Consider the following 13,430-nt stretch of genomic DNA (forward strand, 5'->3'; position numbering starts at 1 on the left):
ATATTGAATAATATTTGCTTGCATTTATACAAAGAAGAGGTTGAGAAGCGAATGCATTAGGCATGATTACTTTCGCTTAGTTAGCCCGCTTCATTCAGGAAATAAAAAAGTACACGTTGCAGGATTTCACTTGTATATCTTCCATCAGCAGCGCCGAAATCGATAGCGCTTTAATGTGTACTAAAGCCTAATTGATATCTGTGTAAACCAATTTTCACATTATTATCATCCAATTCCAAAACCCGATAAGCAATGTTTATTATCCTTAGGCGGTACACTGTCTTATTTGCAGTAAATGAACGAGAGCGCGAAGAGCGTGATAGCTAATGCTGTTGTTATAAGTTTTACTGTTATCATGAGTTTGTTATGATGTTTAGCAAACTTATAACAGTAAAAGGAGTGTTTTTAAATCAATGAGTAAGCAAGTAGTTTTAATGATTGAATGGAGGCTTTGACATAGTATAGTGCCAATTAGGCAAAAAAGCCCCCAAGTAACTTAGAGGCCCACTAACCAATATTATCTTATATTAAAAGTGCTTTTACTGTTTTATAAGCTAAATTGCTGAACAGGTTACTTTAATCATTCCAACATTATTCTTTAAAAATAAATTTCGAGAGTTAACTAAAAAATATATTTCAAACGTCTTTTTATAACACGTCCATTACCCTTTGGGTACTGCTTCAAGATTTCTTGAAACAAACTTTCACGGATGAAGAAAAATCCTTCGACTGAATAAACTATAGCATTCCTTGTTATACTATTTATCTTATAGGAAATATATCGTGCCCTTGACTTTCTTTGGCATCAATTATCCATTTATAATCTTTCTCAACCCTAAATTTTGTCGAAATACTAGTTGAACCTCATTCGATTTACCGAGTGCCATTAATGAAAAATTTATTCATATTGCTCCAATAATTGGGTCGTATCTCTCTACTGTCTTATTGCAATTAATCATCTTTTGTTAAAATGTAGCTCCTTGGAACTCATTCAAGAATTAAAAATTTTAACACAGGTTATTTAACTGGTTCGAGCCCAGTTTGGGGATGGACGTTTTTTCAACCAAGACATATGATGTGGCATATTTTAAGGCTATTTATGCATTTTGTTAGCTATAGCAAGCGCATTATATGCGTTAATTATACCGCCAGTGCGACTTAACTGTTTAAATGGTACTTTTTCATCTGTGCCTGGTTTAGTGACTGAAGTTTCCGACCACAATACGGATCGTTCTATGCATAACATAACCTGCTTAAAGTCCAATTGCGGATAGTAATTCCAGATTAGGGCAGCAAGGCCAGCTGCTGTAGGGGAAGCATAACTTGTACCCGAATCTCTGTTGTAATTGCCATGAAATGCGGTAGAATAAATATCATCTCCAGGTGCGAAAAAGTCAACAGTTTTTTTGCCAAAGTTACTATGCCGCCAAACAAGACCGTCACCATAAGTAGTGGCACCAACCGTAAACAAATTGTTAGCCCTTGTCCCGTTTGCAAACACAGAAGAAGGGTAATTAATAATTGAGTCATTGTCTGTTGCGTCATTACCTGCAGCGGCAAATATTAATACCCCTTTAGAGGCTGCATACCGAACGGCGTTATCCACCAATTCTTTTTGCGGCGAAGTTTGCTTTCCTAAACTGATATTGATAATTTTTGCCCCATTATTTACCGCGTATCGAATGGCGTTAGCAACATCTTTATCTCGTTCTTCACCTATCACTTTTGGCGTTACTATCTGAATCGGCATAATTTCTACCCAGTCACTAATCCCTTTCATGCAAGCGTCAGTTTGTGATGCAGCAATGATTCCTGCTACACCGTTACCATGCGACATGGCCGCGGTCATTCGGGCATTTCCATAGTAAACGTTAGCATTGGTAAAAGGATCATCCCCGGGAGATTTTTTCCGAAACCAAGTTACATCATTATGAGCTATAATGGTATTAGCCGTTTCATATTCGCCCTTGTAGCGATCGACTACTGATTGGTAGCCCTTAATAACCGCTTGAAGCGTTAATTTATTTCTTTTAGCAGTATCATTTGACATAACACGGGGTAATACCAAGGTCTGAGCCTTTATAATATTCGAATCCGCATTGCCCAAAACGGTTCGATTTAGAATGTTCTTTAAATAAATTGAATCTGTATGTAGAAGATTTATCCAATAAGTGTTAAGCAGCTTCAATGCGGAAATCGCAGGTTCGGTTCTTTGAAAAATGCGTTTCCGGAAAGCCAAATTTTCTTCAGTTTGCTTTTTCATTTCTTTCCAATTCCTGTATTTGGGCGTTAAGCTATCAGTTGAATTTTCATAGATGCTTTTATATTTCACATATTCCCGTACGCAGTCGTAAGTTTCAGCTTCGCAGTCGCCAACAAAGTTCCACCCGTGCACATCATCGATATAGCCGTTACCATCGTCGTCCACGCCATTACCGGAAATCTCTTTTTGATTAGTCCATATAGCGCCTTTAAATGCAGGGTGCGAAACATCCATACCTATATCAATAATGGCCACAATCACTTTTCGCTTTGGTCTTAAATTTTTTAATAAAGTTACCCTGGCTTTGTTTACACTCATACCATGAATACTGTCATTGCCATAATCCAGCAGCTGCCAGTTTTTTGGTGGCACTTGTGCTAAACCGTTGACGGTAATTAGGCTCAGAAAGCAGGTGAATATTATTTTGCTCATGATTTCGAATTAAAACTTATGAATTAGCCAAGATATTGGTTTAGCGCTTTATAAATAGTTCAAAGTATAACAATCAGTAAAGAATTGGCCGACCTTGCTGTTTGATTGTTTTTGATATTTGTTCGGCAATCACAATAGCACCGTAAGCGTTCGCAATTCCGCCTGCCTTGCTTAAACTTCTGAATGGCACTTTTTGATCATTACCTGGTTTAATTACTATGTATCTATTGGAGTAGCAGATCTTTCAATACAATATTTTATCTGTTTGTAATTTAGCATAGGATAATAACTCCATATAAACGCTGCTAAGCCGCAAACTATAGGTGCCGAAAAGCTGGTGCCGCTTGCTGTTTACAGCTCATTATTAACACTCGTCGTAGTTATATTTACTCGGGGGGCAAATATATCCACGCTGGCTTTTCCGTAGTTACTGAAATCTGCTACTAAAGAAGAATCATACCCTGATGCGCCAACATTGATCACATTGGAAGCTCTTTTACCGTCGTTGTATACAGCAGTAGGATAGCTGATTACTGAATCTGTGTTAACATCATCATTGCCTGCACCGCTTAGTAAAAGGACACCTTTTATTTCGGAATATTTAACAGCTTCATCTACCCATTGTATTTGGGGCGACTGGTACTTAACGAAGCTCATATTGATAATTTTTGCGCCATTATCAACCGCAAAGATTATGGCATTAGGTACATCCTTATCCCATTCATCCCCGCCAACAAATTGCTTGATGTGCATGATCATTACTGCATTTGTAATGCCATTGGTGCCTACGTTATTGCTACGTATTGCACATATTATTCTGGCACAGCCAATGCCGTGAGAGTATTCTGGCCGGATGGGTTTTACAACGCCGCTACCATATTTTTTTTAATATTGGTATACGGGTCATCATGAAGGTCTCTCTTTCTAAAATAACCCGCATCATTGTTTTCAATCATTATATTAACCGTATAAAGGTCGTTTATAATACCTTCTAAACGTTTCAGGTCATCCTTTATCTAGGTAAACAGGGCTGTATGGTCTTTTTTTTGCAATCTCGATGTGATACGTGCCAAAACGTAGGCATATGCTTTTATTGCGGTGTCGGAGGGGATAAACTGGAGCATAAGGCCGTGATGCTCCATAGTTTGAAAGCATTTATCCAATAATGGCAAAAAATGCGGTATGTATCTTGATGAATTATTTCGACGCTGAAAAAAGACCACAAGGCCTTGATATTAGTCCTGGCGTTAAACTAGTTTATGAGGGATTCTTGCCGACAAACCTGAACAAGTCATATGCCTTTGTGGCAATCAAGATAACCACGCCTACTTCTATAAAGTTTAAAAAGTTTACATTTTTCGATATTTGATTTGTTTATCCTGTTCCCAAACATAAAAGTTGGTATTGGCATTAAGCTGGGCCGCTTTCAAAAAACCACCAGTGCCTATCATCATCGAGGCTTTTTGAGGGAATTTAACGACATTTAGGGTATCGCCGGTCTGATAGGTTATCAGCGGATTTGCGCCGTTGCCGGCGATACTGCATGTGCGTCCTTTGGCGATATACGTTTCAGGATTACCCGGAGTGGCATAAAAAATTTCTCCCTTACGCTGCCATACAGTCTGTACCGCATTTGACGGGCTAATGTGCAGGCCGCCGCCATCCATCGGGCAGCCGTTCAGTTTCCATGTATCCATACCCATTTTGACTGCCGGAGAAAAAGTTTTTCCCTGATCGGATGAACGGGTTACATAAAGGTCTCTTGAACCGTCCAGCCAGTTCCTGAACATCAGCGCTACACTTGTTCCCTTAACAGCAATGCTTGGCCTGCAACATTCACAGACGTGCTGGTCGGGTGATTGGTAAGCCATGATGTTTTTTGACCACTTCGGCGCTTTCTCGGTCAACGATGAAAAATAGATCTGGTTATGGTTTCCTGCCCTGGTGTCCAGCCAAACCGCATAGAAATTATCTTTATTGTCACCTGCAATATTCATCAGTCCCTCGGGTGCTGAATCTGTCAGGTCATTTACAACACCCATAGATTTCCATTTAGCATTAGCATGATTGAGTTGGTACCAATGGATGTTCCCGGTTTTGTCCATTGCAGTGATCACTGAGTAATTCTGAGAGCTGGCGAGCTGCGGGCCCCTAGACATACCCAGATGCATTTCCGGAACTTTGGCAACAAGCAACGGTTTGCCAAACGATACGCCATGATTAGTGGAAGTGGCACAAAAGATCTGATCGGCCGAGCCGAATACCACCCTTACGATCCCTTTTGTGTCAACACTTACCTGCGGTTGCTGACCATTTCCTAGAAAATTATTAGGGACGTTATGAAATGAAGATAAACCAAAAAGTGCCCATGCAGGCAAAATCAAGAAAAGGAACTTTTTCATGTAATAAAGCAAATTAAAATCTTGGCAGTTGAAGTATTAACGATGTGAGATAATATTAAGTACAAAAAAGTAAAAATTAGCAGCCAAATGCCGATTATTTGAATTTGTGACTAATCAGCCTCGTTATAAATAGCATTCGAAAGCACTATCCGTTCATAACCGCATCTCCTTTGGCGCAAGATAAAATAGGACTATCCCTCATTTACCGAGTATGCACGAATGCCCAGCCCCCTCCCAATGGTATCCAGTTGTATACTAAAAAAATGTTGGCAGTTTTAGACTGACCTTAGGCTATCCAGCGGTCATACGGTTTCGTAATGAAGTAAGGGAAGTTTACAAAAGTATCACCGCAGACTTTCGGCGATAAAACCGGCATTTCAATCGTTGCTGACTTACACCGATAACGATTGGTAAAGCCGAGCAACTATAAATCAGCTTCGTTAGATTTTAAATTACCTTTATTGCATATTCTCCAATTATCCTATCCTGATCAAAGTTTCCCCCTGATATACCTAATCCGCCAATGACGATACTGTTTATCACAACCGGAAATCCTCCAGGCAATAATTCTATGTCGTTATTATGATCCAATGATCTTTGAAGCTCAGGAAACTGCTTAATAACACCATTTAATACATGGCTTGGTAATTTTAATTGTGAAGCAGTCACTGCTTTCTTCCTGCTTGCGGCTATGCCGAAATAACTGCAATTTTCCTGTCTTAACAAAGCGACCAAATGGCCTCCATTGTCTACTACCGAAACTGTAATGGCAATGTTTAACCGCCCCGCTTCATCAAGCGCGCGGTGCAATAATTGATTGATGAGTTCTTGATTCATGTGCTTAGTTATTACCCGGGAAAAACTTTTCGTCCTTTATCTCAAATACGTCTGTGGTTTTGCAATACCGGGAACCTGCCATACGGCCTATAGCTTTTAAGGCCTGATAATCGACGCGATAGTTGTCTTGCAGTATCTGCTCTGCAAAGTGCATATATAAAATCTCACCGATAATTAACCTTGACCTGCCTATCGTTACAACTTGGATCGTTTTACACTCAAATGCAATAGGGGCCTCTTTAATCCGTGGAGCCCTTATCATTTTGGCTGTTACTGCTGTTAAGCCGGTGAAATAAAATTCTGATTGATCCTCCGTTAGCGGAAAAGCGGATTTAGCCATAGCTGTCGCGAACGATTCGGTAGCAATGTGGGCTACAAACTCACCGGTACCGCCATCATCCGGTAATTTGGCGTTTCGCAGCGTATCTTTTTCAGTCCCGTCAGGCTTTGGCCCGGCAACGGCGAATGAAACTGCCATTGGCGCATGGCCTGCAATATTGAAATAGGAGAATGGTGCGAAATTAGTTATTCCATTCGCCGAAATTGTACTAATAACACCTATCGGCCTCGGTGTGATACTGCCCGTTAATAATTTATATCGGGCTTCTACAGAAATATCTGAAGGGTTAATCTCTATCATAATAGTAAATTTAAAACAAAGGTAAGCAATGCTGACTACTTAGTCAATAGCACTTACTATATTTGATAAATAATTATGGAACATCAAAATTTGGCAGCAAAACTGCATAAGTTGACCCGTCTGATGACGGCTCTTAGTGAACATCGCTGGGCATCAGACGGCTATACAGCTATTAAGATGGGACATTTGCAAGCTCTAATAAAATTGGCTGAAGCCGATTTTAACAACAATCAGCTTGCAGCGTGTGCAGATATGACCAAACAAAGTATGAACCGTCTGACTAACGAACTTCTTCAATTAGGATATATAGTCAGCGCGGAAGAACAATCAACAGATGCAAGGATCAAAATATTGACCCTTTCTGACAAAGGAAAAAAGTTTATAACTTACTTAAATACAATAAGCTATGAACTCGAAAAAAAACTGGGTCATGTTTTAGGAATTAACAAGTTCGATGAATTTAATGGTACACTTGATAATTTGCTTGACTTTGTAGAGGGAAGATTTAAAAATATTTGAGTTATTATAGTCGGGAAATCCTGCCAATTAAAATCAAAGATACAGAATTTGCTTATTTTATTATTTCAGCAACATAACTGTTAACTTCGTTTGTCTTAGCAAAAGCTTTTTTTGCTAAGCTATGTAAAGAGTTAATGATATTTGCAGCCGTCGCGTCGGTACTTTTTACAATCAATTCTTCAAACTTTAATTTCGATAACTATTGCGCCAGATCTGCCTACCTGTTCATCGGCCAACATTCTAATAATTGTTTCCTCAACTACCTGATGATTATTTTATTGATAGAAATATTTAATTGAATTTAAAAGTTACAAAGCATATAACCTCTTTTCTTTACGTCCGTATAAAATTATAAAATACCCAAAGATATACCTTCATATAAAGCTTTATTAATTATTTCAGAAAAATGATAAAAAAATTTAAAATCTTAAATAAAATCACAATTAGATTTTATAATACAACTTAGATAGATGAATCTTAATTTCATTTTTTGCTGCCGCGGTTAATCAATCGTTACTTACCTAATCTCCCCTAATTATGTATAGTGAACTTTTTTTATTTTTCACCTTAGTATCAGGATCTGGATACATTTATTGTCTTTTACGGGCACACTTTTTAGAAGTAAAAATGGATCATTTTACCCGTATCCCAAGATCGAAATGTGGTGAGATCAGGGTAAGCGATCTTCGACTGGCTAAAGCTTCTACCTTTGATGAGCATTATGTTTTAGATGCTCAAACCGCCATTTTAAACCTGCAGATCAGCAATTCCATCGCAGTTGGATACTTCATTGGCTTGGCATTATTTTTTATTATTGAGTTTCTATAAAAATCGCATTCAGATCAGGTTGTTTTTAGAAAGATTTGATTAGGCACAATAGTATAACTTTCGCACATAGTAAGGCTTTATTATTACTTTAATCATTTTGATGCCTTTGTAAGGAAAAAGTTCACTTAGGTATCGATCTATTTCAAAACTTACATATCGCAATAATAGGAAAGGGACGATCACGATGTAAAATCCGGGTTGAATCGGTCATTTTGAAATTTCCGGGTCTGCAGTACTCATCTAAGCCAAATCGCTCCTTTACCCGGTCTTTTCATGGCCCAAGAGGAACTTTTACTATTATTACATCAACAGATCTGATCAGCTTTGGCCTGATTATCTTGTTGAACCCTTTACCTAATTTGCTGCATAAAATATTCGGTCACTGAAATTAGACTGATCACGCCGATCAATTGATGATTTACATGTACCGGTAGGTAGTGGTTATCCGATGCTTTCATAAGTAAAAAAACATCATTAGCAGTTTGATCCATTGACACGATCGGTTTTGTAAAATCACAGTCGATTAAGCAGTGATGAGGGTAATTAAGGTAATCCTTAGCGGTAACAATACCAACTTTTTCAAGATCCTCATCAACAATAACCATGTAGGGATGTTTTTGTAACCATTCTCTTATCTGACTCATTTCTTCAAGTAGAGAAACATATACGGGTTCCCTATCGATGAATTTCGAATTATTGAACATCTTTTTAATTTAATTACTGTCTATAAGTCATTTATAAACATAAACAACTTATAGGAGTATTCCATAGTAATTATTATTGTTTTAAACTTTATTAGGGCTATTGAAATAGAGTGGCAGTTCGAACCAAAATTTTGCTCCATTTCCTGCCCCGCTATATACTCCAATATCCCCGCCATGCTGCCGGACGATCTGGCTGGAAATATGAAGGCCAATACCCACACCCGCATATTTTTGCGATGCTTCGTGCGCGCGGGAGAATTTTTCAAATATCATTTTTTGACGAGGAGCGGTATATCTATTCCGTTATCAATCACCATCAACTTAACCACCCCACCTCGATTTTCTAATTCGATGGAGATTGTTCCTCCTGCGGTGAGTATTTGGCAGCGTGCGTCAGTAAGTTCACAATTACTATCTCAAGTCTAACCTTATCTGCGCTAATTATAATTTCGGGAGAAACCGTCGGTGAATATTAACTCACAGTACTCCTTTAGAGAACTTAACTTCAAGTTTTTACATTTTACAACTTTATGCTGGGGCTCTTTTTTCGTTTATTCATTATTACGAAATCGAAATAAACCTAAACATAGTTAAGCAGGCTTACTTTCTTATGTGTGTTTCATTTTTATAAAGATAATGCGAACTTAATTGACTAAAAAAACTATTGCCACCTATCAATAAATTTGCTAAACTCCTCCTTAAACTTATCGGAAACAGGCAGCATAGTTTTATTTAAGAAAACAGTAGTCTTTGTTACTGAACTGATTTTGTCAAGCGAAACGATAAATGAATTGTGTATCCGCATAAACCTGCCTTTCGGCAATTTATCTTCCATTGCTTTAAGCGTAATTAATGTTAGGATGCTTTTCTCTGATGTGTTAAGGTGAATTTTAGCATAATCCTTAAGCCCTTCTATATAAATAATGTCCTGGCAAGGAATTTTTACCTTTTGAGAGTCAACTTTTAGGTATATAACATCTTCATCTTTTGGCTTAATACTCAAAGAATTTACATTTAACTCCGCCCATTTCAAAGCTTTATTTGCCGCCCTTAAAAATTCCTGATAACCGAATGGTTTCAATAGATAATCGACTGCATCAACCTTAAAGCCTTCTAATGCGAACTGGTCAAATGCAGTCGTGAAAATAATAGCTGGTGTATTAATTGTGTTTCTTCCTTTTAAAATACGCGCAAGTTCAATTCCACTTAAATCTGGCATTTGAATATCCAGGAATATTACAGCCACATTATTTTCATTAATATAGCGCAAGCTTTCTATTCCGTTCGAAAAGGAAGCACCTAAAATAAGAAAGGGAGTTTGCTGAATAAACCGGCATAAAAGGTCAAGTGCAGGCGGCTCATCATCAATAGCGATACAATTTAATATCATAACATTAGGGTTAACTTTGCTTCGTAGAGCGATTTATTAATCAGTCCAGTAATTAATGTATATTTCCCCGGATATAGCAGCTCTAGTCGTTTGGTAGTGTTTAATAGGCCAATGCCATTGCTTTTATCTTCATTAAATCGTTTAGCTTCGTAGTAAGGATTAGTAACCGTTAATACAATACTGTTGGGGCTTTGAAAAACTTTGATAGTTATCGTCCCTTCAATGATATTGCTGACACCGTGCTTAAAAGCATTTTCGATCAATGGTAAAAACAGCATTGGGGCTATCATATGCCCGTTTATTTGAGTAGGTGCATCGTAGTCGATTTTTGTTTTAGCACTTAATCTTAATCTCATTAAATCAATATAATCGCTGATAAAAGCCATCTCCTTGGTTAAAGGTGTTAATCCGCTTTCGGTATCATACAGTACATACCTCATCATTTTTGAAAGGTTGGTTATTGCCGTTCTTGCAACATCTCCGTCAGATAGCGTATATGAATAAATATTATTCAAAGTATTAAAGAAAAAATGCGGATTAATTTGTGCCTTAAGCAAGGTGAGTGCCGATTTAATATTCTCTTGTTCTAATTGCTGTCGTAGGTTTACTTCCTCTTGCCATTTTTTGATAAAGCTAATCGTTGTGCCAAAACCGATCAATAAAAGCATAACTGTAGGTATATAGGTATCGTAAGCCAATCCGAAATTTTTTTGACTAATTCGTGTTGGCCTATTTTCTATTAGTCCGTAAATATTAAAAACGAGGTTAGCATAATTATTTAATAAAGTAGATAACAAGATCAAGACTATTACAGAAATGACATACCAAAACCGTTCTTTTTTTGATAATAATTTTGGTATCAAAAAATAGATGTTAAAGTAGAACACACCCATAAGCATTCCCAGTAATAATATTTGTTTTAACCAAAACCTTATTGGAAGCGTAATCCCCCACGTTAGTGGATGGTAAAAAAGCACTACAAATGACAACAACAGCCAACCTATTATATGGCTTAGAAGATTTGCCTGCCTACGTAACATAATAGTCATAATTGTACCCCTTCAGATTTTAATACAATATTACAGCTAACTGATATAAATATTAATATTTGTCGGCAACAGGTCGAAAATTCCCGATAATTACATTATTTCTGTCGATAACTGCTTAGATCTAAAACATTCAGATCCAAAACCCGAAATGGTCGATTATTTTCACTGAATTGTCTATTATATTTTTTTGATTCAAATTTGTGGGGGTTCTTAGCAACATACTTATAAATGGAGGGTTTAGGGTTGTAAAACCTTAAATATTGCTTCCGGGATAATTCAATAAAAACGACTGAACTGTCATTAAACAAATAAAACTATGAGAAAAGCATTTTTTAAAGCCGTAATAATACCTTTTGTTGGACTATTGGCTGCATGCCCCCTCTTGAACTTGGCTCAGACGGTTAATCAAGAAACTAAAAAAGTGATGCTGATGAACCGTATCGGCCCGTCGTCGTCTGAGTTATATGTTGCAAATTCAGATGGTACCGGCGAACACCCGCTTTTGAGTAAATCGGGATTTGACTATCATGCTTCCTACGCAGCAAACGGGAAATGGATTTCCTTTACTTCTGAACAAAATGGTTTTGGCCAGGCTGACATCTACCGGGTGCATCCCGACGGAACTGGTTTGGAACGTTTAACAGACGGCCCCGCATTGGATGACCAGTCCGCCCTCTCACCCGATGCTTTGAAACTTGCATTCGTTTCTACCCGGATTGCTCATAAAGCAAATATTTGGATTTTGGATATAAAAACCCGCAAATTGAGTAACCTAACGGGGAAACCAACAATACAGGGAGACTCAACAAAACCGGACGGCTTTTTCCATCCTTCATGGTCCCCGGATGGTAAATGGATCGCTTTTTCGTCTGACCGTAACACAGAATGGAGAGGGCACGGAAACGGAACGGGTTGGGAACATATTCAGGAGTTGAGCATATACATTGTTCATCCGGATGGTAGCGGGCTTCGTCGTATTTCACAACCGGGCATTTGTGCCGGCGCGCCCAAATGGTCGCACGATGGAAAAAGTGTCGTTTTTTACGAAATCTCAGCGGAAGATACATGGAACGCAAGGAGACCTAACTTAGCTAAAAAAGCAACGTCGCAAATAGTATCTATTGATTTATTGACAGGCAAAAGAACCAATATTACTTCAGGCCCAGGCTTAAAATTGGTACCTCAATTTTTGAAAAATAGCAAAATAGGATATCTTGTCAAAGGTGGTATAAAGCCAGCTTTGATGTACATTGGTGACACGGTGGTTGTGAAAGGAAACATCCATTCCCCAACTTGGTCGCCAGATGGTGAAAAGGTTGTGTTTGAAAGAGTAGATTTTAGCCCCCGACCGCAAAATCAACCACTTTACAGTTGGGATAAAAATTATCAATATCAATACACCGATGTGTTTCCCAACTTTTCGAAGAATGGTAAATTAGTTCTTACCGATAAGGCGACAGATTCAGGGATTTCTATAATGGACGCTGATGGAACGAACAAGAAAAGGATATTTACTCCTACCAACGGTGTCGCTTTTATGCCTACTTGGTCGCCAGATGGTCAATGGATTGCTTTCGGTTATGGCGGTTTTTTACAATCACGCAAAACGAGTGCGGCAAAAATAATGATGATAAAAAAAGACGGAACAGGATTAGTTGCTTTAACTGACAGTACGCTAAATTCCGGATTTCCCAGTTTTTCTCCTGATGGAAAGAAGATTGTTTACCGTGCCTGGGGAGCAAAAAATGATGGCCTTCGCATCTTAAATCTGGAAGACCATAGTATTAGAATACTGACAACGGATTATGATAACCTGCCTTTTTGGTCCCCTGACGGGAAGTTAATTTCTTTTACTAGAAAGCATGACAACAATAATTTCGATATTTATACCATTAGGCCCGACGGAACGGATTTGCGTCAACTTACCACATCACCAGCAAATGATGCCCACGCGATGTGGACTGATGATAGTAAACACCTTATGTGGAGTAGCGGTATTTATGGTTTCAAAGATGAGGCAGCCCTTTATGATGATACTTTTCAGCCTTATGGCGCTATTTTTATAATGAATGCCGATGGCACTGATAAAAAACAATTAACAGACAGTCCGTGGGAAGATTCAATGCCTTGTTTTGTACCATCAAATAATCCATAATCAATTCCACTCAGTAACTCCCGAAAAATTAAAGGAAGTTTAGAAAAGCTGGAATATAAGAATCTGCAGGGGTTAAAGATCACAAGTTCTCTGTTTAATATTAATTCTTTAAAATGTAATAGCAATGTTATATTTAACGTATAATATTGCAGATCCCTAATTTACTATTGTAAAAATGGCTCATAACAAAACTGGAGGAAGCTCTATTGAT

11 protein-coding genes and 1 pseudogene are annotated in these 13,430 nt (G+C 38.1%); 3 read left to right on the forward strand and 9 right to left on the reverse strand.

The annotated features are described in order from the left end of the window. Positions 1 to 1,093: 1,093 nt before the first annotated feature. The 5 genes and pseudogenes from IDJ76_RS09900 to IDJ76_RS09925 all read right to left on the reverse strand — a co-directional run bounded on the left by IDJ76_RS09900 (position 1,094) and on the right by IDJ76_RS09925 (position 6,574). On the reverse strand, positions 1,094 to 2,695 hold the full coding sequence (locus tag IDJ76_RS09900; RefSeq protein ID WP_191163138.1) for a S8 family serine peptidase: 1,602 nt from the start codon (positions 2,693 to 2,695) through the stop codon (positions 1,094 to 1,096). A 216-nt stretch (positions 2,696 to 2,911) separates the two neighbouring features. Further along, a pseudogene (locus IDJ76_RS09910) lies at positions 2,912 to 3,550 on the reverse strand (S8 family serine peptidase). Between the two features lie 494 nt (positions 3,551 to 4,044). Next, positions 4,045 to 5,097 (reverse strand): hypothetical protein, encoded by a 1,053-nt coding sequence (locus IDJ76_RS09915; protein WP_191163139.1) that lies wholly within the window; start codon positions 5,095 to 5,097, stop codon positions 4,045 to 4,047. A 447-nt stretch (positions 5,098 to 5,544) separates the two neighbouring features. Continuing rightward, the gene (locus tag IDJ76_RS09920) at positions 5,545 to 5,934 is read right to left on the reverse strand and encodes a GlcG/HbpS family heme-binding protein (RefSeq protein ID WP_191163140.1); all 390 of its coding nucleotides are present in this window, start codon (positions 5,932 to 5,934) and stop codon (positions 5,545 to 5,547) included. Between the two features lie 4 nt (positions 5,935 to 5,938). Continuing rightward, positions 5,939 to 6,574: a flavin reductase family protein gene (locus IDJ76_RS09925; protein ID WP_191163141.1), complete on the reverse strand. Its 636-nt coding sequence runs from the start codon at positions 6,572 to 6,574 to the stop codon at positions 5,939 to 5,941. Positions 6,575 to 6,649: 75 nt separating this feature from the next. Here IDJ76_RS09925 and IDJ76_RS09930 point away from each other — a divergent pair, with 75 nt between their 5' ends. Beyond that, positions 6,650 to 7,093 (forward strand): MarR family winged helix-turn-helix transcriptional regulator, encoded by a 444-nt coding sequence (locus tag IDJ76_RS09930; RefSeq protein WP_191163142.1) that lies wholly within the window; start codon positions 6,650 to 6,652, stop codon positions 7,091 to 7,093. A 627-nt stretch (positions 7,094 to 7,720) separates the two neighbouring features. Next, positions 7,721 to 7,921 carry a hypothetical protein gene (locus IDJ76_RS09935; protein ID WP_191163143.1) on the forward strand — a complete coding sequence of 67 codons (201 nt, stop codon included), beginning with the start codon at positions 7,721 to 7,723 and terminating at the stop codon, positions 7,919 to 7,921. Between the two features lie 350 nt (positions 7,922 to 8,271). On the opposite strand, the gene IDJ76_RS09940 is transcribed toward IDJ76_RS09935, so the two are convergent. The 4 genes from IDJ76_RS09940 to IDJ76_RS09955 all read right to left on the reverse strand — a co-directional run bounded on the left by IDJ76_RS09940 (position 8,272) and on the right by IDJ76_RS09955 (position 11,055). Next, the gene (locus IDJ76_RS09940; RefSeq protein WP_191163144.1) at positions 8,272 to 8,565 is read right to left on the reverse strand and encodes a CBS domain-containing protein; all 294 of its coding nucleotides are present in this window, start codon (positions 8,563 to 8,565) and stop codon (positions 8,272 to 8,274) included. Between the two features lie 141 nt (positions 8,566 to 8,706). Beyond that, entirely contained in the window at positions 8,707 to 8,898 is a 192-nt protein-coding gene (locus IDJ76_RS09945) for a sensor histidine kinase (RefSeq protein WP_191163145.1), read from the reverse strand. Positions 8,899 to 9,286: 388 nt separating this feature from the next. Further along, a complete protein-coding gene (locus IDJ76_RS09950) occupies positions 9,287 to 10,015 on the reverse strand; it encodes a LytR/AlgR family response regulator transcription factor (protein ID WP_191163146.1) in 729 nt (242 codons plus the stop codon). Next, positions 10,012 to 11,055 carry a sensor histidine kinase gene (locus tag IDJ76_RS09955; RefSeq protein ID WP_191163147.1) on the reverse strand — a complete coding sequence of 348 codons (1,044 nt, stop codon included), beginning with the start codon at positions 11,053 to 11,055 and terminating at the stop codon, positions 10,012 to 10,014. Before IDJ76_RS09955 ends, IDJ76_RS09950 begins: the two co-directional genes overlap by 4 nt. 325 nt (positions 11,056 to 11,380) lie before the next feature. Here IDJ76_RS09955 and IDJ76_RS09960 point away from each other — a divergent pair, with 325 nt between their 5' ends. Beyond that, positions 11,381 to 13,219 (forward strand): PD40 domain-containing protein, encoded by a 1,839-nt coding sequence (locus IDJ76_RS09960; protein WP_191163148.1) that lies wholly within the window; start codon positions 11,381 to 11,383, stop codon positions 13,217 to 13,219. Positions 13,220 to 13,430 lie beyond the last annotated feature (211 nt).

The organism is Mucilaginibacter glaciei (genome assembly GCF_014773245.1).
Lineage (GTDB): Bacteria > Bacteroidota > Bacteroidia > Sphingobacteriales > Sphingobacteriaceae > Mucilaginibacter > Mucilaginibacter glaciei.